Raw genomic sequence first — 24,842 nt, 5'->3', positions numbered from 1 at the left:
AAAATAATGAATATTTCATAAACGAACTTCTCTTACAAAACAAAAACTTCACTAAATTCGTTTCCGAATTATTAACCTACTAACCTAATCCCAAATTGGTTTATGAAAAAATTTCTATTATTATCATTTCTGATGATCACTTGCTCGACCTGGGCACAATCCGCAACCGGCTATTTTGACAAAGCCATAAAAAAGGCCGAAGCCGGTAATACCAAAGGAGCAATTGCCGATTACACAAAAGCCATCAGTATGAATTCAAAATTTGTCGAAGCTTATCAAAATCGTGGTGTTGCAAAACTAAAGCTCAACGATCTCAAAGGAGCTCTGGCTGATTTTAGCAAAACCATCGACCTGGATAGTATGAATGCCGATGCTTTTACCGGAAGAGCCAACGTGAACTATAAATTAATGAATTTTAAAGAGGCTGTTGCAGACTGTACCTCATCTCTAGGGTTGAACCCAAAAGATTATATCGCTTACAATCTGAGAGCTTTAGCTTATAACAAAATGGGCGACCAAAAAAATGCCTGCAAAGATTTCACAAAAGCAATCGAATTAGGCAGCCAAAGCGCTATCAAAAACAAAGCAACTTTTTGTAAATAGAGAGTAATCTTAAAACAATAAACACCAAAGCAATCTGTAGAAATTATATTTACAGATTGCTTTTTCTTTACAGCCCATTTTCTGGTCTGAAAGATATTTTTACTTTTGTTACTTAAACCAAACAGCAATGGCACTTCTCAAAAAAATAAACCAAAAAGCACAAACCGACATCAATTCTGGTTTTGGGTCGAATGCAAACAGCTACGGAGGTCGTTTTGTAAACAAAAATGGAACTCCAAATGTCGAAAAAAGGGGGATGCACCTGCTTCGTCGTATTAGCTGGTACCACACCATGATCGACATGCCAAACTGGAAATTCATGTTTATTTTGTTTGCTTTTTACATTGGAATCAATTTTCTTTTTGCGATTGCCTATTATGCGATCGGAATTGAACATCTTGACGGAATCAAACAGTCTGAAAGTGTGCTGACTCAGTTTGGACAAGCTTACTTTTTTAGCGCGCAGACTTTTACTACTGTGGGTTACGGACACATTAGCCCTACCGGATTTTTAACGAGTGCTCTTTCTTCCGCCGAAGCCCTGATTGGGTTACTGAGCTTCGCAATAGCAACGGGCTTATTCTTTGGAAGATTTAGTAAACCAACCGCTTTTTTAAAATTTGCCGACCATGCCTTAATTTCTCCTTATGGCGACAAAAAAGGTCTAATGATACGCCTTGTCCCTTTTAAAAACACCAATTTTACAGATGCAAAAGCCAAAATGACTCTAGGATTAAACCTGGAAGAAAACGGTATAAAAACCAACAAATTTTATAGCTTAGATCTGGAACTTGAACACATAAATGCACTTTCATTAAGCTGGACTCTCGTGCATCCCATAACCGAAAACAGTCCTTTATACAATTTTACTAAGGAAGATTTTGAAAAAACACATGGTGAAATATTGGTTTTCATTACCACTTTTGACGATATGTACAGCAATACTGTTGCTGCAAGAACTTCCTATACTTTTGATGAACTAATTTATGGGGCCAAATTTGAAACCATGTACAACAGAAGTAAAGATGGTTCCAGAACCATCCTTCATTTAGACAAATTAAACGATTACCAATCGGTAAACCTCTAGCAATCTATGATTTCACTCAAGTTATAAAGGTAATTTGAGATTTTATTCTATTTTTGTTCAATAAATAGCCAATAATGATAAACAACATTAAAACTGTTTTCAGCATAAAAGATCTTGAAAACTTATCCGGGATAAAAGCGCATACCATTCGTATCTGGGAAAAAAGATACAATATCTTAGAACCCATGCGTACTGACACCAATATTAGGCTTTATAATTTACAAAATCTGCAAAAACTCTTAAACATAACATTATTACACGAATACGGTTATAAAATATCCAAAATAGCGACCTATCCGGAAGAAAAAATCCCGCAACTGGTTCGCGAAATTATCTCGAAGAAAAACTCGCAGAATTACGCCATTACTTCTTTTAAGATGGCAATGATGAATTTTGATCAGGAAATCTTCTTCAATACTTTTGACTGGCTTATTTCCGAAAAATCATTTCGGGAAGTTTTCAAAGACCATTTTCTTCCTTTACTAAAAGAATTGGGATTATTATGGCAATCCGAAACCATAACTCCGGCCAATGAGCATTTCATGAGTCACCTCATCAAGCAGAAAATCTTAATTTATACCGAGAGCCTTCAAATTCTAAAACCAACTAAAACCAACAGAATTTTTGTACTCTCGCTCCCTCTAAATGAAATTCATAAAATAGGGTTGCTCTATCTGCAGTATGAAATTTTACTAAATGGATACAAAACCATCTATTTGGGCGAAAGTATGCCTATCGAAAACCTACAGGATTTAACCAAACATTTCGAAAACATTACATTTGTATCTTTCATGACTATTCAGCCAGATCGCAACGTAATCAATCAATACGTAAAATCGATGGGGCAAAAACTACTTCAGAAAAACAATGAAATCTGGCTTATGGGTAATATGGTAGAACATATCGATCAGAAAGTTTTATCCGAAAGAATACGAGTTTTCGATTCAATGGAAGAAACTATCAGCATGCTGTAATATTTTTGTTTAAAGTTTTTGTATATTTGTTAAACAAATGAAAAAAACAATAGCAATAATAGGATCAGGCTTCTCTTCTCTAGCTGCTGCATGTTACCTCGCACAACAAGGTAATACGGTAACTATTTATGAAAAAAATGAGACTATTGGAGGCAGAGCCAGACAATATAAAAAAGACGGCTTTACTTTCGACATGGGACCAAGCTGGTATTGGATGCCGGATGTTTTCGAACGTTTCTTTCTGGATTTCAATAAAAAAACGTCTGATTATTACGAACTCATAAAACTCAACCCAGCTTACAGAGTCTATTTTGGTCTAAATGATTTCATTAGCATCTCTGATAATTTAGACGAAATAAAAAACACCTTCGAGCAAATCGAAACCGGAAGCGGTAAAAAACTAGAAAATTTCATTCGTCAGGCACAAAGCAATTATGATATTGCCATTAAGAATCTAGTGTATCGTCCCGGAGTCTCAGCACTCGAATTAATTACACTCGAGACTACTTTAAAACTAAATCAGTTTTTAAGTACTGTAAGTACCGACATCCGAAAGCAATTCAAGAATGAAAAACTAATACAAATTCTGGAATTTCCTGTTTTGTTTTTAGGTGCGAAGCCTACAAAAACACCTTCTTTTTACAATTTTATGAATTATGCCGATTTTGGTTTAGGAACTTGGCACCCAAAAACCGGAATGTACGATGTCGTACACGGAATCGAAAAACTGGCATTAGAATTAGGAGTCACCATTAAAACCAACGTCGCGATTGAAAAGATTGTGGTAAAAGACAAAACTGCAACAGCGCTTTTAATTAATGGAAAAACGATAGAAGCGGATGTTATTTTAAGCGGCGCCGACTATCACCATACCGAAACTTTACTGGATACTGAATATCGCGCTTATTCGGAAAAATATTGGGAGAGTCGCACTTTTGCTCCCTCTTCGCTTTTATTTTTTGTGGGATTCAATAAAAAAATAGAAAACGTCACACATCACTCTTTGTTTTTTGATGTTGACTTTAACCAACATGCCATTGATATCTACGACGAGCCTAAATGGCCTGACGAACCACTATTTTATGCCAACTTCCCTTCTAAAACAGATCCGTCTGCTGCACCGCAAGGAATGGAAAGCGGTTTTTTCCTCATTCCGTTAGCACCTGGAATACAAGATAATGAAGCACTTCGTGAAACGTATTTTGAAAAAATAATTTCCAGATTTGAACAATTGACCAATCAACAAATAAAAAATAACATTATATTTAAGAGATCTTTTTGTAAGAATGATTTTGTTGAAGATTACAATGCCTATAAAGGAAATGCCTACGGAATGGCTAATACATTATTACAAACCGCTTTTCTAAGGCCAAAACTAAAAAGTAAAAAAGTTCGTAATTTATATTTCACCGGACAGTTAACTGTTCCCGGACCAGGTGTTCCGCCTGCTTTAATTTCAGGAAAACTAGTAGCTGACCTAATTCAAAAATCTTTTAGATCTTAACCAATGAAATCACTATTCGACACTGTTTCTTTCAAATGCAGTAAACTGGTTACCCAAAGTTACAGTACCTCATTTTCACTGGCAGTTAAAATGTTGTCGCCCGGTATTCGTGATGCGATTTACAGCATTTATGGATTTGTACGTTTTGCTGATGAAATTGTCGATTCTTTTAATGGCTTTGAAAAAGAAAATCTCATCTCCGATTTCGAAAAAGAATATTATAAAGCGATGCAAACAGGGATCAGTCTTAACCCTATTCTCAACTCTTTTCAGCATACCGTAAAACAATACAATATCACTGACGATCTAATTCAGGCATTTTTAAAAAGCATGAAATTAGATCTTATCAAATCAAGTTATCCTACTCAAACCGAATATGAAGAATATATTTATGGCTCAGCCGATGTGGTAGGTTTAATGTGTCTGAAAGTTTTTGTAAAAGGAAACGAACATAAATACGAGCAACTCAAAAATGAAGCAACACGACTGGGATCAGCCTTTCAGAAGGTTAATTTCCTAAGAGATTTGAAAGAAGATAATTTGGTACTAAATCGAAATTATTTCCCGGGTGTAGATTTAAATTCTTTTGATGAAGAAGCGAAAATCACCATCATAGCCGAAATTGAAGAAGATTTCAGAATCGCATATCAAGGTATCATAAAACTGCCTATCGAAGCCAAATTCGGTGTTTATACTGCCTATATTTACTATAGGAAACTGCTTCAAAAGCTTAAAAATACGCCTTATTATGAGATTGGAAATTCGAGAATCAGAGTATCTAACTATACGAAAGCTGGCCTTTTAGCACAATCGTTTGTAACGTATAAATTAAAATTAGTTTAAAATCAATTTCGAACACATAGAAACTATACAAAATGATTTCTTTTCTGATCTTTTTAGGTGTCTTTTTATTCATGGAATGTGTGACCTGGCTTACGCATAAGTTCGTCATGCATGGATTTATGTGGTATTTTCACGCCGATCATCATCAGCCTAAATACGAACACCCTTTTGAACGCAATGATATCTTTTTTGTCATTTTTGCTATTCCGAGTATCGTCTTGTTTTATTTTGGTGTTCAGGGTGGATTCAACTATTTATTTTTCATTGCCTGCGGGGTAACACTCTATGGTGCCTGTTATTTTTTAATTCACGATGTTCTTATCCACCAGCGTTTTAAATGGTTTAAAAACACCAAAAACAAATACTTGATTGGCTTAAGAAAAGCACATAAAATGCATCACAAGCACCTAGGCAAAGAGGACGGAGAATGTTTCGGAATGTTGTTTGTTCCTTTTAAATATTATAATATTTAAATTGATTTTATGAAAGTATACAAAATAGAAACCGTACAGCATGTAAACGCTACTGTTGAAGAATGTTGGGATTTTTTTTCAAGTCCGAAAAATCTCCAAACGATAACACTGGATAATATGAGTTTCGAAATTCAGGATTTTGACAACAAACGCATGTATCCCGGACAAATTATCACCTATACTTTAAAACCTCTTTTGGGCATTAAAATTAACTGGATGACAATCATCACTGTTTCAAAGGAAAACCAATATTTTGTCGACGAACAGCGATTTGGTCCTTATGCTTTATGGCATCACAAACACTTTTTCGAGCCCACAGCAACTGGAACAAAAATGATTGATGTGGTGCATTACGCTTTACCATTAGGGTATCTGGGTAGAATCATGAACAGTCTTATTGTTAAAAATAAACTCAAAACGATTTTTGATTATCGCTACAATAAAATTGAAGAGCTATTCAATTCAAAAGCTTAAATCGGTATAAATCTTTTAGCTGAGATAAAAAATCTAGCAGAACATCATACAATGACAAAACAAAAAGTTTCTTTTTTCTGGTTCCGACGTGATTTACGTTTAGAAGACAATACCGGACTGTTCCATGCCCTGCAATCGGATTTTCCGGTAATTCCGCTTTTCATTTTTGATGATGAAATTCTGGAAAACCTTCCCAAAAATGATGCACGCGTTCAGTTTATTTTTGAGTCACTTCAAAAAATAAACGAACAACTAAAAGCAATTGATTCCTCCATTCTCATTAAAAAAGGAACTACAAGTAAGGTTTGGGAATCACTTATAACTGAATTTGACATTCAGCACGTTTTTTTCAATAAAGATTACGAGCCTTTTGCCATCCTACGTGATGCTGCTATTCAGCAATTATTAGCACAACACCATATCACAGCTTCCTCATTCAAAGATCATGTGATTTTTGAAGAGAAAGAGATCACAAAGGCCGACGGACTTCCGTACACCATTTATACACCTTATAAAAACAAGTGGCTTGAAAAATACCATCTTTTAGGACAGGCGCCTGAGTTTGACACAAAACCCTGGTACGGAAACTTCAGCAAAAATCAGTTTACCTTTCCGGAACTAGCCGAAATTGGTTTTGAAAAAAGTATTATAAAAGTGCTTCCTCCCGATTTAAGCCAAATTTCTAATTATAAAGAAACACGTGATTTTCCGGCTGAGGACAGTACTTCTTATCTTTCACCGCACTTGCGTTTTGGAACGGTTAGTATTCGCAAACTCGTAAATTGGGCCAATCGAAAAAACCAAACCTTTTTAAGCGAGCTGATTTGGAGAGAATTCTTCATCCAGATTTTATTTAGCTTCCCAAATGTTGTGAACCACAATTTTAAATCGGCTTACGACGGCATTCAATGGCGCAATAACGAAGAAGATTTTAAACGCTGGTGTTCCGGAACTACGGGTTACCCAATGGTTGATGCCGGAATGCGTCAGCTAAACGAAACGGGCTATATGCACAATCGGGTTCGCATGGTGGTAGCCAGTTTTTTATGTAAACATTTGCTCATTAACTGGCAATGGGGTGAAGCTTATTTTGCCGAAAAATTATTGGATTTTGAACTGGCTTCCAATGTAGGCAACTGGCAATGGGCAGCAGGAACGGGCTGTGATGCTGCGCCTTATTTTAGGGTTTTCAATCCCGAGATTCAACAAAAGAAGTTTGACGAGAAAGGAATCTACATTCGCAAATGGATTCCGGAATTTGATTTAGGCTACAACGAACCAATGGTGGATCATGCGTTTGCACGGGATCGGGCGATCGAAACTTATAAAAAGGGAATTTTGAGATAGCTTTTTTTTGTTTCAGGTTCAGGTTGCAGTTTTTTTGTAACGTGAAACTTGAAACCTGAAACAAACCTTTTTTTAATACTTCACATAATTCTCTACTACAATCTTCGCTTTCAAATCAAACATCAGATTGTACAAACCAAAGAAAGTTCTGTTCATGTAGATAAAATGTTTAGATCCTCGATTCCCATTCATTTTTTTAAGATTGGTATCGTTGGTAAATCGCTCCCCTAATTTGGCAATATTTTCAAAGAAAGTCTCATCGGCAAAATCAAAAGTCTCGTCCTGAAAAGGTTTGGTAAAAAGGGACAACAGGTCATGAAACATTTCTGTAAAATATTCAACCTCTGACGCCGAATCATCGGGACGAAGGATTTCCAATTCGAATAATTTTTGATTGAAAAGCTTTTCGTCTGTGATTACATTTTTATTAATTAGTTCAAAGTATGGCACATAAAAATCATCCGGAATTTGCTTCATACAACCAAAATCGAGCGCAATTAGCTGGTTATTGTCATCCACCAGAAAATTTCCGGGATGCGGATCGGCATGCACTTTTCTTAAAACATGAATTTGATACATATAAAAATCCCAAAGCGCCTGACCTATTTTGTCTCCCACTTTCTGATCTGTATTTTTAGCAGTGAACTCTGAAAGATGTATTCCGCTCATCCAATCCATCGTGATGATTTTCTCCGAAGAGAACTCAGGATAATAATCAGGAAATAGTATGTTTTCGATTTTACTACAAGCTTCTACCACTTCTTTACTTTGTTGGAGTTCCAGCAAATAATTGGTTTCTTCAATCAGCTTGTCTTCAACTTCTTTAAAATATTTATCAGAATCTTTTCCTTGTAAATTAAACATTCTAATCGCGATAGGCTTTACCAAAGCCAAATCAGAGGAAATGCTATTGGCAACACCCGGATACTGAATTTTAACTGCGAGTTTTTTACCATCTTTAACCGCCAAATGCACCTGACCAATACTGGCAGCATTGACAGAATTAGCATTGAACTCATCAAAAATCTCGTAGGGTGTTTTTCCAAAATTGGTTTTAAAAGTTTTCAAAACCAAAGGGGCTGATAACGGCGGAACAGAAAATTGAGATAACGAAAATTTCTCTACATAGGCCTGGGGCAAAAAATTCTTGTCCATGCTCAGCATTTGAGCGACTTTAAGTGCGCTTCCTTTCAGGCTTTTGAGGCCGTCATAAATATCTTCTGCATTATTTTCATTCAATTTATCACGGGTCAAATCTGAGTTCACCATTTTCTCAGCATAATGCTTGATATAATTTACTCCAATCTTTGCCCCGGTTTGCACTAATTTACTGGCTCTTTCTATTTTTGAGGTCGGTATATAATCGATCGTTTTCATTGCTTGCTGTATATTTTCTCTTTAAACAGAAATTTTCCAAAATCTATTAAATGGTTCATTGGAGCAACATTCATCAGTTCAAAAGAGGCATTAACTGATTTCTCAATAAAAATATCAGTTTTCTCAAATGCCGCAGACGAATCCTCTATCCAAAATTTTATGGTCATCATCAATTGCAACCAAGCCGATTCCTGAAGGGCTTTTTCCTGAAATTTTTGAAATTTTTCCTGTTCAAGTCGGTAATCATCGGTCAATATTTCCGATACATATTCTTTGAACGCCTCACGAAGCGAAGTCAATTGTACTAAATTTTTAAGTGGATTCCTGTCAATTTTCAGAACTTGCAGTACATAGCTTCTATTGGCCGTTAAAATCTCAAAAAAAGTAAAGTAAAAACTCAGCATTTTATTTTTCATGTCATACTCCTGATAGTCCGCGTTTTTATGCAACAAATCAATCGTATTCGCAAAAAACAATCTGAATATCTCTTTTTCTAAACCTTCTAATGTTCCAAAAAAAGCATAAAACTCAGCTTCCGTAAAATCATTTTCTTTTGCAAAATGATACACCGATTTTGGTTTTTGCCCCTTTTCTAAAACTTCATCCATATATTTTGAAACGATATCTTCTCTTGTGATAGTCTTATTTTTAGTCGCCATTTCATTAAAATTTAGAATTTGCCTTAAAGGTAAGGAATGTTTAAGTACCTTTACTTTGCCTTAAACAAAATGCACTGTTAAATATATTATAAACTATCATGGCAAAGAATGTTTTACTAACCGGAGGCACTGGATTTGTTGGAAAACAACTAACCGATCTACTCATTGACAGTGGTTTTACGGTATCGATTTTGAGTCGTACTGCCCGAGAAAACACCTCATTAATCACCTATTATAAATGGAATTTAAAAAGTGATTATATCAACGAAGAAGCTATTCTTCAGGCTGATTACATCATTCATTTAGCAGGTGAAGGAATCGTTGAAAAAAGATGGACCAAAAGACGTAAAAAAGTCATTTTAGAGAGTCGTGTACAACCCATCGATCTGATTTTTTCAATCTTAAAGAAAAACAATAAAGTGCTGGATGCTTTTATCTCGGCTTCGGCCGTTGGAATTTACGGAGCCGTTACCAGTTCTACTATTTGTACAGAGGATAGCCCTCCCGCAAATGATTTCTTAGGCCTAACCTGTGTTAAATGGGAACAGGCAGTAGATAAAATTAATGCTTTAGGTATCCGAACTGCTAAACTAAGAACCGGAATTGTTTTGGGAAGAAATGAAGGCTTTCTAAAAAAACTTGGGCCTAATTTCAAAAATGGTTTTGGTGTAGTGCTGGGTACCGGAAAACAATACCTTCCCTGGATTCATATTGAAGACTTATGTCAGATTTATTTAAAAGCGCTTACAGACGAAAATATAAAAGGTCCGTATAATGCCTGCATCACAGACAATACTACGAACCTTAGTTTTTCAAAATCACTTGCCAATTTATACGGTTATAAAATCTGGCTCCCAAAAGTACCTGCCTTTATTCTTAAAATTATTTTAGGCGAAATGAGCGAAGCTGTCCTGAAAGGACAACGGGTTTCATCTGAAAAAATACAAAAAACGGGATTCGAATTTCAGTTTACCGATTTAGAAAGCGCGCTGGTTAGCTGCCTGAATTAGGCTTTACTTTAAAGTTAAATACATTGGATCTCCACCTCTGACCACTCCGATTAATTCGGTATTCACTGTTTTAGAAATCTTAGCTGCTATTCTGCTCGGAATTTCTATATTAAAATCAGAGATTAAAATAGGGAAATCTGAAACAATCTGGATTCCGTCTCCCACTTTTTTAATCAATGCGTTTACCATAATCTCTTTCGATTTTCCCCGTAGTACCAGCTTGCCTTTGATTTGATATTCTTTTTCGATTTCGTCTATATCTTTTAGATCAAATTTTTCAATTTTCCCTTTAAAAACAGCTTTTGGGTAACGATGACTCTCCATATAGTTTTCGTTAAAATGTTCCTGCATCAGGTCTAATTTAAATCGAAAATCTTTAACAACAACGGTACAAATAAATGTACTTGTTCGAGGCTCCACAACAATTGTGACCTGTCTGTTTACCGCTTTTACATCTTCAAAAAAGGGCACCGAAGCTTCAAAATTTATGCTTGCGGTACTGGTAAAAAGTTTATCCTGGGCAATAACGGAATAAGCAATAAACAGTAAAACTAATAATGTAATTTTTTTCATAATCGTTAAGAATTAAACAATTATGTCATTCGATTTTTTCTTATTTTAAGAAGAGAAATAACTGGACTTAATATGAGCTTAAAAAAAATAGAATGGCAGTACTCCGTGAAAAAACAGTAACCCAATCATTTATACTTAAAGTTACGATTTTTTCGGCAGTACGGTTGCCGATTTTTACTAAATATTTGTGAATGTTTCACTTACCCAAAAAAACTCCTCAAGGGCTACCCTGTGGACGCAACTATAAAAAATTACGCCAATTACACCAATTGCTACTAATCTGTTTGTGAAATTAACTTCACAAACAAGGTTAACCGATTAAATTTGTGCAAATTCGTGGAATTTGTGTTCTGACTTTAGCCCTAAAGAGACCATACAAACTGCCATTAATAGAACTGAAGCTTTATAACGCTCTTATTGAACAGGAGTACAGATTTCGATTAAAAACCCGTCCAAATCACGCACATAAGCGACGATTTGTCCCCATGGTTTCTGAGTAGGTTCCTTTACTAATAGCGCTCCTGAAGAAGTTGCTTTCGCTACCAAATCCTCTACATTATCGGTTACAAAACCCAATTCGATAGCAAAAGGTTTCTCCTCTGGTTTGCTTTCGATAAAACCATCTTTTAGATTTTGCGCAGCTAATTTTTTTGAAGCAAACGAAATTGTGGTTTCGCCTGTACTCAATTCGCCATAATCTCCCTCAGGAGTTACAAATTTTCTTGAAAATCCAAATGCTTTTTCATAAAACGACACGGACTTTTCTACTTCTTCGACATATAAAATTGTATATCCAAACTTTACCATTTGTATTTGATTTAATTTGATTGTAAAATATATTAATTGGGCCTGACGCACATAAAAAATCTTCTAACACATAGAAACATAGATTTTCTAACCGAAAAAGGCGTTTCACTTGTAATAAAATGCAGAGCGTTATACCAAAGGAATGTGTTTCTTTTGTAAATATTTTTCACATCTCACATCCTAAACCCTTATCCTAGTGAATCTCTAAATGCACATTATACTGGTCTAAACTTGCGAGGTCTTCGATAGAATTAACATCTGTCATTCGTGCGTGTTCTTCGACTTCTTTCTTAGATTCAATTTGTTTGATGCATTTTCTAAAGCGTCTCACCTCTTCTAAATTGGATAATATAAGTCCCGGAACAGGTACACTCTTTCCTTCGTTGTCTTTAGCCACCATTGTAAAATAGGAAGAATTGCAATGTTTGATGGCTCCGGTCTGAATGTTTTCGGCTTCCACACGAATCCCTACAATCATAGAACTTCTTCCAACGTAATTTACCGATGCTTTCATGGTCACCAATTCTCCAACCTCAATCGGTTTTAAGAAATTTACAGTATCAACAGAAGCGGTCACACAATAATTACCGCTAAACTTTGAGGCCGATGCAAAAGCAATCTGATCTAATAGCTGCAAAATATATCCTCCATGGATTTTTCCGCTAAAATTGGTATGCGATGGCAGCATTAATTCTGAAATACTTATTTTTGATGAAGAAACGGGTTTAAAATCTGCAGTCATATATTTTTATTTGTAATTAAACGGAGAAAATTTTTATAGACAGTCCTGATGAAACCATATCCAGTGTCAAGACTTTTATATTTCTATTTTAGTTTAAAGATTGATTTTCATCTGAATTTGAAGCTCTTGCAATAATATTTTCAGGAAGTGACTTTTTGGCCTTCGCTCCCATTTTCTTTAATTTTTCGACACTTGAAATTAAATTTCCTCTTCCGTCTACGAGCTTGCTCATGGCATTTTCGTACTCCGTTTTGGTGTCTTTTATTTTATTACCTATTCGCACCAGATCTGTTACAAAGCCTTCAAATTTATCGTACAGCGCTCCTGCCTGTCTGGCAATTTCAAAGGCGTTTTCCTGTTGCTTTTGGTTTGTCCACATACTGTCAATCGTTCGTAAAGTCGCCAATAAGGTTGTAGGAGTAACAATAACAATGTTTCGGTCAAATGCTTTATTGTACAAAGTCGAATCTTCGTTTAATGCAATCGCAAACGCAGGTTCAATCGGAATGAACAGCAACACAAAATCCGGACTCTCAATTTGATACAAATCATGGTAATTTTTACTCCCCAATTGCTCCACATGTCTTTTAATTGAATTTACATGTTCTTTGAGAAAATCTATTTTAAGAAGCTCTGATTCTTCATTGATCCATTTTTCGTAGGCTACCAGAGAAACTTTAGAATCAACGATCATCTTTTTACCATCGGGTAAATTAATTACAACATCGGGTAAAACCCTGTTCCCTTCCGCATTGGTAAAGCTTTGCTGCACTTCGTATTCTCTTCCTTTTTCTAAACCTGATTTTTCTAAAACACGTTCCAGAACCAATTCCCCCCAGTTTCCCTGCATTTTACTGTCGCCTTTCAAAGCTTTGGTTAAATTTAAGGTCTCTTTACTCATTTGGGCGTTCATTTCACTCAGTCCCAAAATCTGCTGGCGCAAAGCCGCATGGTAATCAATACTCTCTTTGTGTGTTTGTTCTACCTTTTGTTCAAAACCCTGAATTTTATCCTGTAACGGCAATAGGATACTTTTCATATTTTCACTGTTTTGTTCGGTAAATTTTGCTGATTTTTCTTCCAGAATTTTATTGGCTAAATTTTCAAACTCCTTGGTAAACTTCTCCTGTAGTTCGCTTACTTCGTTCTTTTGTTCTTTGTGACGTTCCCACAAGTTTTCAAAATCTACTTCCTTTTTAGAAAGCTGAATAGCCAAACTGTCTTTTTCGGTTCGTATATTTTCTTTCTCTGAACTGTTGGAATGAAGCTGTTTCTCAAAACTTCTTCTTTCGTTTTCAAACTGCTCTTTCTGTACCTGTAATTGATTGACAATTGCCTTCAGCCTCTCCTCCAGACTTACTTTTTCGGTTTGAAATCGTGCGGCAAACAACAATTTGCCTAAGTATATCCCTAAGCATAACGCTACTACAAAAGCCAACAAGTACGGAAGAAGTTCAGACATAATTTTGTTTTTATACGAAGTAAAAGTACGCAATTCTACATAGTCCCTAATTCTAAATTAGAAATTTCACGATCTCCTTTAAAATAAAAAAAAATATTTTTCACGCAACCATTTCAAAAAAAAGGCATCTACTAATTATAAACTATTAAAATTTTATCATGAAAAAATTAATGTTAAGCTTGTTTATAGCTTTTGGATTCAGTGCCTGCTCCCTAAATAATGAAGATATGAATGTAGCTTGTGGAGAAAGTGAAGACTTAGCTTTTACAGGAATTCCACTTTTATGCAACTATAGTGTTAAATCTTTACCTACCAATCCTGTCGCATTTTTAGCCGGTTCTGAAGAAAGACTAAATGCTTACTTCACCAAAAAAGAAAATACTTGTCCAAATGCCACGATTACACCTATCGATTTTACCAAGGATATGGTTGTTGGTATTTTCGCAGGAATTAAACCTACAAGCGGTTATCAGATTAAAATAACCTCTCTTGTACAAAACAAATGCGAAGTTTTAATCAACTACTACGAAAAAGCACCTGAAGTGGGCGAAGTTATTGCTCCGGGAGCGACATATCCATCAGATTTCATTTTGATTCCAAAAACAACCAAAACTATTTTGTTTAATAAAGTCGCAGAAAACCGTGATGGTATCATAATTGGTAGCTTTAGCGGCCAATGTACTGGTGCAGATTGCCAAAAATTTTATCAGATCAATGATTTTAATATTCAAAAATTCCTAAACGTTAAAGCCGGTGCTTATGATTTTAATCAATACCGATACACCGCAACAACTAAAAAAGGAGATTATACATTATTCTTAAAAACGGTACCTGCAGAAATTTTAGCCTTAAAAGGGCAAACAAAAACATATGGTTCTCCTGATTCTGCAGATCAGGGAGGTATTTACTTTGAACTTCGTCAGGGAATAAGCGTTACTAAAATTTTCATTGACAACAACGACACTACTGATCAAAGTGCCGAAGTAAAAGCTTTCAAAAAGGCGATTAAAGACAAAATAACAAGTTTAAAATAATTAGATTTATGAAAAAATATTTCTTACTTATTATTGTATGCTGTCTCTTTTCGTCGGCATATTCACTGGAAGCTACAAGTATCAATTCCGGTTCAATTGTGAACACGTGGATTTGGGAAAAATCAATTGGAGGAAGCGATAATCCTTATACGGCAACTCCAAAGACTATCGGGTTTAACAAAAAAATTGTTTTTACGCCTAACGGAAGAGTGATCACGTACAAAAATAATGTTGAAATAAGAAATAGCACTTATAAAATCGAAAAAGGAATTGGTTACTTTGATCAGGCTGAACATGACTTAATTACCTTTGAAGGGAAGACATACCTCATAGAAAACCTTGACAATCAAAACCTAACAATTGTTAGTAATAACACTGATGCATCTCGTACTATTTACAAAAGATAGTTTTATAAGCTTATAAAAACTATTTTTGCAAAACCAAATAAACCACTTTTTTGAAAGACGATTTAGAAAAATACATACGGCTGTGCATCAAAAATGACAGAGAGGGACAACTGAAAATCTATCAGTTGTTCTCTCCTGTTTTATATGGTATTTGCCTAAAGTATATGAAAAATGAAGACGATGCCAAAGATGTATTTCAGGAAGCTTTTGTCATAGTATTTCAAAAAATCGGCCAATATAAATTTGAAGGAAGTTTTGAAGGCTGGCTAAAACGTATTTTCATTAATAAGCTGATTGAAACCCTGAACAAGAAGAAAAAAGAAAGTTTCTTTTTGGATGTTTTTGATCCGGATACCGATTTTGTTGAAGAAGAGGAATTAGATATTGCTCCGGTCGAACAGGAAAAACTGCTGGAATACATTCGGGATTTACCCGATCAGTACCGTACCGTTTTCAACCTGTATGTTTTTGAAAAACTAAAGCATAAAGAAATAGCCGAACTTTTAAAAATCTCTGAAGGAACATCAAAATCAAATTTAAATCGGGCAAAGCACATTTTGCAAAAAAAAATAATGAGCATAAAAAATTTTAAAATAGCATGAAAAAGCAAAATATAGAAGATATTTTTTCATCGATGGAAAACTTTTCAAGTGTTCCACCTCCTGAATTATGGAGTCAGATTGAAGAAAAATTAGACCAGCCAAAAAAGAAAAAGAAAGCGATTCTTTGGTGGTCAGCTGCTGCATGCTTATTACTAGGCTTGATGCTTCCTTCTGTTTTACATTTTAATTCTACTTCAGAAATCAAAACAATAAAAAATGGTTCTGTCGAAAACAATGGTATTGTTCTCGATGAGAAAAAAAACAATACAAATTCAAATCCTGCAATTCAAAATAAAGACAATGGAGCTGCCGTAAGTACTACGCAGCAAAAATCAAACGGTACTGTTGACAATCCTTCGCTAAAAAACAATACCGATCCAGCCGGTCTTTCTATAAAAAATCAAAATCAAAAAACGGCAGTTGCTCAGGCTGACGCATCAAACAAAACTAATTCAGAAAATACTGTTCCAAATTCAACCGTTACAAAAAGAAAAGAAAATCAGACTACAGCCGAAAAAGCAATTGTTTCAGCAAAAACAAATACCTACCAATCCAATCAGTCGAATGCGTTTAATTCCGTTTCAAAAAATCAATTTTTAAACACGGAAAGAAAAGCTACTCATCAAAATTTAGGGGAGAAGACTTATGTTTACGGCAAAACCAACGGGTTCAATCCAAATTCAAAAAATCAGCTTCTAAGTGCTGATAAAAAAGCGGCTAATCAAATTTTAGCCGAAAAAACTTTTAACGCCGGAAAAACAAATCCATTCAATTCAAATGTAAAAAATCAGGTGTCCGGTTCTGTTTTTGAAGAACAGCCGGGTTCTAAAAATAACTTTGGCATTGCTTTAAATACCCCAGGCTCATTGTCAAATAATAATCCCAAAACTTCAAATGAAAATGCAATCACTGGCAGAGAACTAACGGGCAATTCGAAAAACAATTCAAAATTTACCGCTGTTTTAAGCAAGCAGGATTCCGTTCAGCTCGCAGAACTTCATAATTTAGAAAAAGGCATTATTAGTCCGGAAAACAAAAAAGAAAAAGAAGAAAAAACGACTATTCCGAAAGGAGAAAAATGGGCTGTGGAAGTCTTTGCCGGAGTAGCCAGTTCAGAAAATTACAAAAACGACAAAACGCTGGGCAATGTAAACGATTCTAAACAAGGCAACACCTACGGAGTTAAAACGAAATATAAAATTAATAAAAAATGGGCTGTAGGTTCAGGTTTTAAAATTAACGAATTAGGACAAAGCGTTGCCGATGTATCCTATATCAGCAATGGGCCTCCTAATACTTTTATGACTTCTAATGACTATTTCAATCAAAATGCAACAGTAGTTGCGGCATCGCCTCAAATCAGCACCAATACAGGCTACATATTTGTTTCTAAGACAACTACAAATGCATTGAAGCAAAATAATATCGAAAGCAATACGATTGAAAGCGGAAACTTAGACCAAAGTTTACGATACATCGAAATGCCTTTGGAAGTTTCCTACTCTGTTTTTAGTAAAAATAAGACCACTATCAATCTGAATACAGGTGGTTTTGTAGGCAAGCTGATTTCAAATAATATGGCCTTAAATGGTAATTCAATCGGAAAAAACGTCAACGCCAACGATTATATCTACGGTTCTACTTTAAGCAGTACCCTACAATATCGTGTTTACAAAAAAACAAGCGTTTTTGTCGAACCTGCGATGAATTATTACATTAATCCGTTAAACAGTCAATCTTTTAATCAGTTTCAATGGGGATTGAATTTTGGATTAAATGTTTCTTTTTAAAGTTCTTTTTGTGGTAATTTCACCAAAAATTATTTAGAAAAAAACGATAAAATGACAATCAAAAACAATTGGACTGATCTAAAATTACTACCCGGAGATCTTATTATCGCCAAAGAAACACTTTATGACTCTTGTAATTTTGATGTAACGCAACCTCAACCAGAAGCCGAAAGCCAAGAGTATGATGCTTATCGTTTTCAGTTAAATCAAAAACAAATCTGTTACAGAACAGCCAAAATTACGCCTACGAAAACGGGACAATTTGTAACGTTATGGAAACGCAATACAACAGGTATTATTGAACCTTTTGATTTCTCAGACGCTATTGACTTTGTGATTGTAAGTGTTAGAAAGGATGATTTATTTGGACAATTTGTTTTTCCGAAAGCTGTTTTATTAGAAAAAGGGATTTTTACGACTCTAACAAAAGAAGGCAAAAGAGCCACCAGAGTATATCCGCCCTGGGATGAAACCACAAGCAAACAGGCCCAGAAAACACAGCAATGGCAACTGAATTATTTTCACGCCATCACCCCCAATACAAACCTGACAGCATTCAAAACATTGTTTTAAATAAAAAAAGCAGCCCAAATTTTATTTTGGACTGCTTTTTCTTTTTTACTGAAAGCTATTGGTAAACTGTTTCAAAGAAAGTACAAATCACTTTCCTTTTCACATTTCACATTTCACATTTTACTTCTTAATGATCTTGCCTTTGTAAACTATTTTATTGTTTTCGGTTAGTGTGTAAAAGTAGATCCCCGATTGCAGGTAACTTACCGGAACGGCTGTTGTGTTTAAATCCTGAGTCGCATTTATTTCAACAGGATTTCCAATTAAATGACCTGATACATCGTAGAATTTCAATTTCAATTTTTTATCTGTATTGGTTTTTACGATCACATTCACCACATCGGTAGTTGGATTCGGATAAGCTTGAACCGCATAACCATTTTTAGTTTCAAAATCGATTGTTGACAGATTTGAAGAGTTCAATTGAAAACGGGCAATTACCGGACCGTGGTCTGAAGTTGTGGTGGTGTAACTTGCAATATCATTTCGAGGATCATATACTGCAGTAGAACCTGAAATATATTGATCCGTTAACTCATTAGAAATCATAATATGATCTAAAAATCCGCCTGAACTTAAAAAACTAAATGCCCCAGCCTGACTGATTTCTAAAGTCAATGCTTTATAATTGGCTGTATCTGTAACAAAACTTTCGTAAGAAGATGGATTTGGTGTAATAACTGATTTACTTACATCGTCATTATAATCTCCTAAAATCATTATATTAGAATTTGGGTATTGAACATCTAAACTATCTTTCAACACCTGCGCATCATATTTACGCATGTTATAACGAGAAATGTCCGAACCACTATTAGCACGTGCATGAAGATCTACCAGGTTAATTTCTTTTTTAATTCCATTTAAGTTTGTTTCAATTGTAACCATATATGGCAGACGACCAGATGAGAAAAAACTGCTGCTGGATCCTCCGGGATAATTATTCAAAGTTTTGGTACCCGCGCGTAATTCATCATAAAATTTCTTAAACATAACACGTGTCTTCTTAACTGAGGTAGTTTGTGTATTATAAATTACGACTAATTTTTGCGGAGGAAAACTTGGATCTGAATTCGGATCCCATGAATATGACCATGACGTAGAAATACTTTTATCGAATGTTTTTCCATTCACACTTATTTTCTGAATTAAAGCATCGATCTGAGCATCGCTCGAAACTTCCTGAACTACATATACATCTGCATCAAGTTTATTCATAACTTTTGCTACATTTTCCAATTGCAACGTTTTATTAGTTGGTCCGTAAGCCGAAGTTGGAGCACCAAAAAACTCCAAATTATAAGTCACTACATCGTAAGTTTCTGCTTTTGGAAGAGAAGATCCTGTTAAAGAGCCAATTTGTTTGTTTAACAAAGTTCCTGTTACTGTTAATGTGCCGGCAATTTTAAATTCTTTTGTAGTAGGTATGAATCTCGCATAAAGTGTTTTTCCTGCCAAAGCATCTGTCTCTGACAATGTAAAACTATTTTGGAATAAAGTATTATCCAAAGATATTTGATAACCAACCGGTGCCTTAATTGTAACGTCTCCATATCCTTTAGCTTTAAAAGCAAAAGATTGTGATGTCGAAACCGTATTTTGATCTACAGTCCCAAAATCTAAAACCGGATTTGAAGCTACATAACCCGTTTCATTTGCGATTGCATAATCATCAAATGACCACTCTGAAGCATTGTTAGATCCTCCCGCTGTCGTTTCGTAAACCCACGCCAGATAAGTACTATTTGTTTTATAAGCTGTTAATTCTATATATTGAGAAGCCGTGTAAGTTCCTGTGGTAGTTGGAAAACTTCCATCAATTTCTGTCCAAGTCGCTGTTTCCGGACTGCTAACACCGTCGTAATTTGTAGAAACCATTAATTTTAAGCCAGGTCCCGCATAAAACTTACGAGAATAAAAAGACAATAATGGTAACTTGTCAAATGTATCTAAACGCAATTTTGGAGAAATCAACCAATCTTTACTTGCTCCACTATCCGAAAATCCATTCATAAGAACTGCTCCCGTTCCAGAATTTATATTTCTGGCAGCATTAGTATAAGTCCATTTATTGGCAGCTCCTTCCAAATTGTATTGCGTCCATCCGCTGTTAGATAAAACATTAGGATCATCAAAATTTTGAATATACGGGTTAATTCCTCTTCCTGCCAGTGATATATGTTTCGCAACAGCATCGGTAGATTCATGTGTAATTTGACCAGTATATGCACTTAATAAACTTGGATTAAACCTTACATAAACCGTCTTCGACGCATTTGATGCAAAGTCAGCTGTGGTATATGTTAGTGTTGAACCAAATGTTATATTATCTTTTGAAATTGAAAAATTTGGGGTAACACTTAACACTAAATTGCCTTTCAGATCACTTGCCTGAATTTGATAACTTTTAGAACCTGATTCAAAGTTTGTCTCAGAAGTACCTAAATCAAGTGCACTAACCGTTGTTGTAATCTCTGGTAATGCAACTGCCGTTGTTGTTACATCTACTTTAGTTACTGTACTTTGAATATTTTCGTAAGCATCTTCAGAAACCGAGAATACGGAATATGCCGTCGCAGCTGATAAACCTGTAAAGTTTTTAGTATAAGCCAGGGTTTTATCAACAATATTTAAAGATCCTGACTGCAGAGCTGCAATACCACTAGCATCAAGTCCCAATTTTACCTGAGCTGCAGTTGGAGCAGTACTTCCGCCAGGAAGCAATACATAATAAGTTTTTCCTATTTCATCTAACTTATCTGAGAAATCAAAATTAGTTGCTGAAATATTTGTTGCCTTCGGAAATCCATCTGCGTTTACCGGTGCAATGTGATCCGCATTAATATCGATATTATCTATTGCAAAAGATTGACGTGAACCTACAGATCCGGAAATCAGCCGGGCAATCCATCGTATTTGAACTATTTGCTGATTATCACAATTCGCAGGTAATGTTACTTTAATACGTGTTGTTCTTAAGTCTAATGGAGTTATAACTGCTGCTGTAGTCTGCAAGGTTGTACTGTTGTTTGAATATGCAGGTGATAAAGTTGTAAAAGCACCGGTAGTTCCGACACGATACTGTAATGCCATTTCTTGCAAACGATTGTTACTTCCTCCATCATATAAATTACGAATAATCATCGCATCGTAATATACGTTAACTGTTTGGCTCCCCAAACTTGAAAATGCAAAACCAATTGCAAAATCTCCGGATGTTGAATTCAAAAACCCGATTTTATCGTCATAATTATGAATACCTCCCGAATTGACATTAGAATTACTATTTTTTACAAATGCCCTATCTCCAGTTAGTCCTGTACTCCAGACAGCAGTATTTTGATTTGCACCATTAGCTGTCCAACCCTGAAAACCAGGAATATCAACATAAGTGTCGGCAGCTGCCGGTAACCCATCAAAATTTTGTTTATACGGAATGGACTGCACTGGAGGCATAGTTTGAGCTAAAACGGCTCCAGAAAAGCAACCCGAAAAACATAAAAAAGCCAGAAGCTGGCGAGAAAAGTAAAGTTTTTTCATAAGTAATTTAAAAATAGAGTTTTTAGAAATCAAATTTATATTCTTTAAAGTTAACAGAATATTGTGAAAACTTAAACTTATCGTATCACGCTTTTGTGAAAATTTTCAAGCAAAAATCAAATTTCACGTCAGTTCTTTCCATTATTCTTAGATTTGGCGCGACTTTACAAGATATTTATTTTTTGTACGAATTAACACGGTTTTGCTTTTTATTCAAGTATTTCTTACTTAAAATTCCGCATCGAAAAAAGGAAAAATGCCAGCTCCGAATAATTACAGCCGAAGTTTATGTCCTTTATGAAACAACGTTATCTTTGCAGTCAAAAAATACAGCATGCACCAACATTTCCTTCTTTTTAAACCTTATGGCTATCTGAGTCAATTTATATACGAATTAAAAAGAAAAAAAAAGCTATTGGGCGAGTTATACAATTTTCCCGAAGGCACTATGGCAATCGGCAGACTTGACGAAGACTCTGAAGGGTTACTTTTACTGACAACAGACGGAAAAGTAAGCGAACTGGTGAGAAGCAAAAAAGTAGATAAAGAATATTACGTTCAGGTCGATGGAGTGATCACTCCTGAAGCTATTGAGGAATTACAAAGAGGCGTTGAAATTGGTTTTGATGGTGGCAAGTACAAAACCAAACCCTGCTCAGCTTTTATCGTTGCCGAAATTCCTGATTTTGGCCCAAGAGCAAAAAAAATAAGAGACGAGCGTCATGGTCCAACTTCCTGGGCTTCGATTACCATAAATGAAGGCAAATTTCGTCAGGTTAGAAAAATGACGGCAGCTGTTGGATTTCCAACTTTAAGATTGGTTCGTGTTCGCATAGGAAATGTATATTTGCAAAACTTAAAGGCAGGAGATGTCCTCGAAGTAACTGATTTTAATTTAGATAATGTGACTATTTGTAAATGAGAAAATTATTATATTATTTTAGTTCTAAAACACACATACCCATTTCACATCTCGAATTTCACACCTCATAATTCATAACCCATAACTCAAAAAAAATGCTAAACATAGTCCTCGTAGAACCTGAAATCCCTAATAATACCGGAAACATTGGACGTTTGTGCGTTGGTACAGAAAGTAAATTACATTTAATTCACCCTTTCGGATTTGTGATTAACGATAAAAACCTAAAACGTTCTGGATTGGATTACTGGGTACATCTTGAGGTTACAGAATACCAAAATATTGAGGAGTGGATTAAGCAGATTCCCGATCAGTCAAGAGTTTTTCTGATGAGTTCTCATGCCGAAAAATCATATTTGGAAACTGACTTTCAGGATGGAGACTGGTTGGTATTTGGTAAAGAGAGTGTTGGCTTGAGCAAAGAGGTCTTAGTACGTTTTGAGAATCACCTGACTATCCCAATGTCAAAATTAATCCGAAGTTTTAACATTGCCAATTCTGTGGCTTTTGTGGTTGGCGAAGCAAAAAGACAAATTGGATTAAAGAATATTTAATCGTTTACTCTTTCGACATTTTATCTTTTTTTGAGATTGGTAAAGAACTCCATCAAATTTTCTAAGTAATCACAAACTTTCCTTTTTCGGCATCAAAAACAATATGTTCATCCTTAAATAAGGTTGCAAAACTTCCTTTCGAAATTAAGTTGCAAGGCTCGTCCTGTACCACTAATTCAGAAGTCATAATGATCATTTCATCGCTTAACTGAATCGCCAAATCGATATCATGGGTCGAAAACAGGATGCATTTTTGAGTTTCCTCGGTTAGTTTTTTGAGCAATTTAAACAACGAAACTTTGTGCAGTAAATCGAGATGTGTCGTAGGTTCATCCAGAATAATCAGTGGCGTATCCTGTGCAAGTGCTCTTGCGATTAAAACCTTCTGCAATTGTCCGTCGCTAATTTCGAAATGTTTTTTCTGAGCCAGATGTTCTATTTGAGTTAACTCCAAAGCTTCCTGAACTTTCTCGATATCGGTTTGACTTAAAGTACCAATCCAATTGGTGTACGGCTGACGCCCCAAAGCCACTAATTCGAAAACAGACAGATTACTGGGTGGTAGTTTCTCCGTTAAAACTAAACTTAAATTTTGTGCTAATGCTAAAGGTTTATAGGTGTTTATATTTTTATCATTTAAAAAAACATGTCCTGTCAACGGTTGCTGAATTCCGGTAATCGTACGAAGCAAAGTCGATTTCCCAATTCCGTTTGCTCCAATTAGCGAAATAAGTTTCCCCGAACTTAAACTCAGATTTAAATTTTCAGCAATGGTCACAACTCCTTTCTTGGACTTGTAGCCGATGCCTAGGTTTGTGGCCTTCAAGATAATACTCATTATTGTATATTTTTTAAACACATAGAAACATAGTTTTTTCTTTCCTCTCAAAGATTGTTTTAAAATTTACATGTAAATTATAACATAGCTAGTATATCAAACCTTTGGCAACAATTTGAAATACTCATTTACAAGTGTTTTTTGTCCTTCTTTAAAAATATTAAAACAATTAAAGTTAATTATAATACCTTTTGGCGCTTGCAGGAGTTTCATATAAGTTAAAAGCTGAGCTTGATGTATTGAATTAATTTCAGTTACTGTTTTCAATTCTACAACCAAGCAATTTTCAACAAACAAATCACATCTAAAATCCGTAATCAATTCTTTTCCTTTATATAATATTGGTACTTTCATCTCTGTGAAAAAATTTAATTTTCTTTGTGAAAGTTCTTCTTTCAGACATTGATGATAGACATTTTCAAGTAACCCTTTCCCTACTGTTTTATGAACTTCTATCGAAGCTCCAACAACTTCATAAGTCAATTCGTCTAAATACTTTTGCGTAATCATTAATTTTTTAATTGAAATAAAAACTATGTTTCTATGTGTTAAAAAACTAATATACGATTTAATTGTAAGTTTTTACTTTAAATTTATTTCTCGCAGTTTTTAATTTTTAAAATTAATCTGTAAAAATCCGTTGAATC

25 protein-coding genes are annotated in these 24,842 nt (G+C 35.1%); 16 read left to right on the top strand and 9 right to left on the bottom strand.

The features are described 5' to 3' along the window. Positions 1-102: 102 nt before the first annotated feature. The 8 genes from FLA105534_RS18605 (at position 103) to FLA105534_RS18570 (ending at position 7,305) form a co-directional block, all read left to right on the top strand. Entirely contained in the window at positions 103-603 is a 501-nt protein-coding gene (locus tag FLA105534_RS18605) for a tetratricopeptide repeat protein (protein ID WP_246253266.1), read from the top strand. 127 nt (positions 604-730) lie between these two features. Further along, positions 731-1,690: an ion channel gene (locus FLA105534_RS18600; RefSeq protein WP_173967593.1), complete on the top strand. Its 960-nt coding sequence runs from the start codon at positions 731-733 to the stop codon at positions 1,688-1,690. Between the two features lie 74 nt (positions 1,691-1,764). After that, positions 1,765-2,664, top strand: a complete 900-nt coding sequence (locus FLA105534_RS18595) for a MerR family transcriptional regulator (RefSeq protein WP_173967592.1) — start codon at positions 1,765-1,767, stop codon at positions 2,662-2,664. Positions 2,665-2,701: 37 nt separating this feature from the next. Beyond that, a complete protein-coding gene (locus FLA105534_RS18590; protein WP_173967591.1) occupies positions 2,702-4,168 on the top strand; it encodes a phytoene desaturase family protein in 1,467 nt (488 codons plus the stop codon). A gap of 3 nt (positions 4,169-4,171) precedes the next feature. Further along, positions 4,172-5,011, top strand: a complete 840-nt coding sequence (locus tag FLA105534_RS18585; RefSeq protein WP_173967590.1) for a phytoene/squalene synthase family protein — start codon at positions 4,172-4,174, stop codon at positions 5,009-5,011. A gap of 32 nt (positions 5,012-5,043) precedes the next feature. Then, positions 5,044-5,484: a sterol desaturase family protein gene (locus tag FLA105534_RS18580; RefSeq protein WP_173967589.1), complete on the top strand. Its 441-nt coding sequence runs from the start codon at positions 5,044-5,046 to the stop codon at positions 5,482-5,484. 9 nt (positions 5,485-5,493) lie between these two features. Continuing rightward, positions 5,494-5,958: an SRPBCC family protein gene (locus tag FLA105534_RS18575; RefSeq protein WP_089076222.1), complete on the top strand. Its 465-nt coding sequence runs from the start codon at positions 5,494-5,496 to the stop codon at positions 5,956-5,958. A gap of 51 nt (positions 5,959-6,009) precedes the next feature. After that, entirely contained in the window at positions 6,010-7,305 is a 1,296-nt protein-coding gene (locus FLA105534_RS18570; protein ID WP_173967588.1) for a cryptochrome/photolyase family protein, read from the top strand. Between the two features lie 72 nt (positions 7,306-7,377). On the opposite strand, the gene FLA105534_RS18565 is transcribed toward FLA105534_RS18570, so the two are convergent. Next, a complete protein-coding gene (locus FLA105534_RS18565; protein ID WP_173967587.1) occupies positions 7,378-8,682 on the bottom strand; it encodes an ABC1 kinase family protein in 1,305 nt (434 codons plus the stop codon). Further along, on the bottom strand, positions 8,679-9,341 hold the full coding sequence (locus FLA105534_RS18560; RefSeq protein ID WP_173967586.1) for a TetR family transcriptional regulator C-terminal domain-containing protein: 663 nt from the start codon (positions 9,339-9,341) through the stop codon (positions 8,679-8,681). Before FLA105534_RS18560 ends, FLA105534_RS18565 begins: the two co-directional genes overlap by 4 nt. Positions 9,342-9,439: 98 nt before the next feature. On the opposite strand from FLA105534_RS18560, the gene FLA105534_RS18555 reads away from it, so the two are divergent. Beyond that, the gene (locus FLA105534_RS18555) at positions 9,440-10,351 is read left to right on the top strand and encodes a TIGR01777 family oxidoreductase (protein ID WP_173967585.1); all 912 of its coding nucleotides are present in this window, start codon (positions 9,440-9,442) and stop codon (positions 10,349-10,351) included. 3 nt (positions 10,352-10,354) lie between these two features. Here FLA105534_RS18555 and FLA105534_RS18550 read toward each other — a convergent pair whose 3' ends face one another. The 4 genes from FLA105534_RS18550 to rmuC form a co-directional block, all read right to left on the bottom strand. Continuing rightward, on the bottom strand, positions 10,355-10,924 hold the full coding sequence (locus tag FLA105534_RS18550; RefSeq protein ID WP_173967584.1) for a YceI family protein: 570 nt from the start codon (positions 10,922-10,924) through the stop codon (positions 10,355-10,357). 414 nt (positions 10,925-11,338) lie between these two features. Next, the gene (locus tag FLA105534_RS18545; protein WP_173967583.1) at positions 11,339-11,731 is read right to left on the bottom strand and encodes a VOC family protein; all 393 of its coding nucleotides are present in this window, start codon (positions 11,729-11,731) and stop codon (positions 11,339-11,341) included. A gap of 193 nt (positions 11,732-11,924) precedes the next feature. Next, entirely contained in the window at positions 11,925-12,473 is a 549-nt protein-coding gene (locus tag FLA105534_RS18540) for an acyl-CoA thioesterase (protein ID WP_173967582.1), read from the bottom strand. 88 nt (positions 12,474-12,561) lie between these two features. Next, positions 12,562-13,935: a DNA recombination protein RmuC gene (gene rmuC / locus FLA105534_RS18535; protein ID WP_173967581.1), complete on the bottom strand. Its 1,374-nt coding sequence runs from the start codon at positions 13,933-13,935 to the stop codon at positions 12,562-12,564. A gap of 158 nt (positions 13,936-14,093) precedes the next feature. On the opposite strand from rmuC, the gene FLA105534_RS18530 reads away from it, so the two are divergent. Genes FLA105534_RS18530 through FLA105534_RS18510 form a run of 5 tightly spaced genes read left to right on the top strand, consistent with a single transcriptional unit; the run spans position 14,094 to position 18,341 of the window. Further along, positions 14,094-14,969, top strand: a complete 876-nt coding sequence (locus FLA105534_RS18530) for a protease complex subunit PrcB family protein (RefSeq protein ID WP_173967580.1) — start codon at positions 14,094-14,096, stop codon at positions 14,967-14,969. 8 nt (positions 14,970-14,977) lie between these two features. Beyond that, entirely contained in the window at positions 14,978-15,376 is a 399-nt protein-coding gene (locus FLA105534_RS18525) for a hypothetical protein (RefSeq protein ID WP_173967579.1), read from the top strand. Positions 15,377-15,426: 50 nt separating this feature from the next. After that, positions 15,427-15,978: an RNA polymerase sigma factor gene (locus tag FLA105534_RS18520; protein WP_173967578.1), complete on the top strand. Its 552-nt coding sequence runs from the start codon at positions 15,427-15,429 to the stop codon at positions 15,976-15,978. Then, positions 15,975-17,768: a hypothetical protein gene (locus FLA105534_RS18515; protein ID WP_173967577.1), complete on the top strand. Its 1,794-nt coding sequence runs from the start codon at positions 15,975-15,977 to the stop codon at positions 17,766-17,768. The genes FLA105534_RS18520 and FLA105534_RS18515 overlap by 4 nt, the downstream gene beginning before the upstream one ends. A gap of 51 nt (positions 17,769-17,819) precedes the next feature. Beyond that, complete coding sequence (locus tag FLA105534_RS18510) at positions 17,820-18,341, top strand: MepB family protein (RefSeq protein WP_173967576.1); 522 nt, start codon at positions 17,820-17,822, stop codon at positions 18,339-18,341. Between the two features lie 120 nt (positions 18,342-18,461). On the opposite strand, the gene FLA105534_RS18505 is transcribed toward FLA105534_RS18510, so the two are convergent. After that, the gene (locus FLA105534_RS18505; protein WP_173967575.1) at positions 18,462-21,881 is read right to left on the bottom strand and encodes a T9SS-dependent choice-of-anchor J family protein; all 3,420 of its coding nucleotides are present in this window, start codon (positions 21,879-21,881) and stop codon (positions 18,462-18,464) included. Positions 21,882-22,215: 334 nt separating this feature from the next. On the opposite strand from FLA105534_RS18505, the gene FLA105534_RS18500 reads away from it, so the two are divergent. Continuing rightward, the gene (locus tag FLA105534_RS18500; protein WP_173967574.1) at positions 22,216-22,803 is read left to right on the top strand and encodes a pseudouridine synthase; all 588 of its coding nucleotides are present in this window, start codon (positions 22,216-22,218) and stop codon (positions 22,801-22,803) included. A gap of 95 nt (positions 22,804-22,898) precedes the next feature. Further along, positions 22,899-23,357, top strand: a complete 459-nt coding sequence (locus FLA105534_RS18495) for a tRNA (cytidine(34)-2'-O)-methyltransferase (RefSeq protein ID WP_173967573.1) — start codon at positions 22,899-22,901, stop codon at positions 23,355-23,357. Between the two features lie 61 nt (positions 23,358-23,418). On the opposite strand, the gene FLA105534_RS18490 is transcribed toward FLA105534_RS18495, so the two are convergent. Then, positions 23,419-24,195 (bottom strand): ABC transporter ATP-binding protein, encoded by a 777-nt coding sequence (locus tag FLA105534_RS18490; RefSeq protein ID WP_173967572.1) that lies wholly within the window; start codon positions 24,193-24,195, stop codon positions 23,419-23,421. Between the two features lie 96 nt (positions 24,196-24,291). Next, the gene (locus FLA105534_RS18485) at positions 24,292-24,705 is read right to left on the bottom strand and encodes a GxxExxY protein (protein WP_173967571.1); all 414 of its coding nucleotides are present in this window, start codon (positions 24,703-24,705) and stop codon (positions 24,292-24,294) included. Positions 24,706-24,842 lie beyond the last annotated feature (137 nt).

The sequence above is a fragment of the Flavobacterium collinsii genome, from assembly GCF_902804485.1.
Lineage (GTDB): Bacteria > Bacteroidota > Bacteroidia > Flavobacteriales > Flavobacteriaceae > Flavobacterium > Flavobacterium collinsii.
Note: the sequence above shows the minus strand (reverse complement) of the source record. Positions and strands in the feature narration are given on the sequence as shown.

Bases quoted from the DNA above. Each gene is read 5' to 3' on its own strand.
- FLA105534_RS18605 (WP_246253266.1), top strand. From the start codon at position 103: ATGAAAAAATTTCTATTATTATCATTTCTGATGATCACTTGCTCGACC.
- FLA105534_RS18600 (WP_173967593.1), top strand. From the start codon at position 731: ATGGCACTTCTCAAAAAAATAAACCAAAAAGCACAAACCGACATCAAT.
- FLA105534_RS18595 (WP_173967592.1), top strand. From the start codon at position 1,765: ATGATAAACAACATTAAAACTGTTTTCAGCATAAAAGATCTTGAAAAC.
- FLA105534_RS18590 (WP_173967591.1), top strand. From the start codon at position 2,702: ATGAAAAAAACAATAGCAATAATAGGATCAGGCTTCTCTTCTCTAGCT.
- FLA105534_RS18585 (WP_173967590.1), top strand. From the start codon at position 4,172: ATGAAATCACTATTCGACACTGTTTCTTTCAAATGCAGTAAACTGGTT.
- FLA105534_RS18580 (WP_173967589.1), top strand. From the start codon at position 5,044: ATGATTTCTTTTCTGATCTTTTTAGGTGTCTTTTTATTCATGGAATGT.
- FLA105534_RS18575 (WP_089076222.1), top strand. From the start codon at position 5,494: ATGAAAGTATACAAAATAGAAACCGTACAGCATGTAAACGCTACTGTT.
- FLA105534_RS18570 (WP_173967588.1), top strand. From the start codon at position 6,010: ATGACAAAACAAAAAGTTTCTTTTTTCTGGTTCCGACGTGATTTACGT.
- FLA105534_RS18565 (WP_173967587.1), bottom strand. From the start codon at position 8,682: ATGAAAACGATCGATTATATACCGACCTCAAAAATAGAAAGAGCCAGT.
- FLA105534_RS18560 (WP_173967586.1), bottom strand. From the start codon at position 9,341: ATGGCGACTAAAAATAAGACTATCACAAGAGAAGATATCGTTTCAAAA.
- FLA105534_RS18555 (WP_173967585.1), top strand. From the start codon at position 9,440: ATGGCAAAGAATGTTTTACTAACCGGAGGCACTGGATTTGTTGGAAAA.
- FLA105534_RS18550 (WP_173967584.1), bottom strand. From the start codon at position 10,924: ATGAAAAAAATTACATTATTAGTTTTACTGTTTATTGCTTATTCCGTT.
- FLA105534_RS18545 (WP_173967583.1), bottom strand. From the start codon at position 11,731: ATGGTAAAGTTTGGATATACAATTTTATATGTCGAAGAAGTAGAAAAG.
- FLA105534_RS18540 (WP_173967582.1), bottom strand. From the start codon at position 12,473: ATGACTGCAGATTTTAAACCCGTTTCTTCATCAAAAATAAGTATTTCA.
- rmuC (WP_173967581.1), bottom strand. From the start codon at position 13,935: ATGTCTGAACTTCTTCCGTACTTGTTGGCTTTTGTAGTAGCGTTATGC.
- FLA105534_RS18530 (WP_173967580.1), top strand. From the start codon at position 14,094: ATGAAAAAATTAATGTTAAGCTTGTTTATAGCTTTTGGATTCAGTGCC.
- FLA105534_RS18525 (WP_173967579.1), top strand. From the start codon at position 14,978: ATGAAAAAATATTTCTTACTTATTATTGTATGCTGTCTCTTTTCGTCG.
- FLA105534_RS18515 (WP_173967577.1), top strand. From the start codon at position 15,975: ATGAAAAAGCAAAATATAGAAGATATTTTTTCATCGATGGAAAACTTT.
- FLA105534_RS18510 (WP_173967576.1), top strand. From the start codon at position 17,820: ATGACAATCAAAAACAATTGGACTGATCTAAAATTACTACCCGGAGAT.
- FLA105534_RS18505 (WP_173967575.1), bottom strand. From the start codon at position 21,881: ATGAAAAAACTTTACTTTTCTCGCCAGCTTCTGGCTTTTTTATGTTTT.
- FLA105534_RS18500 (WP_173967574.1), top strand. From the start codon at position 22,216: ATGCACCAACATTTCCTTCTTTTTAAACCTTATGGCTATCTGAGTCAA.
- FLA105534_RS18495 (WP_173967573.1), top strand. From the start codon at position 22,899: ATGCTAAACATAGTCCTCGTAGAACCTGAAATCCCTAATAATACCGGA.
- FLA105534_RS18490 (WP_173967572.1), bottom strand. From the start codon at position 24,195: ATGAGTATTATCTTGAAGGCCACAAACCTAGGCATCGGCTACAAGTCC.
- FLA105534_RS18485 (WP_173967571.1), bottom strand. From the start codon at position 24,705: ATGATTACGCAAAAGTATTTAGACGAATTGACTTATGAAGTTGTTGGA.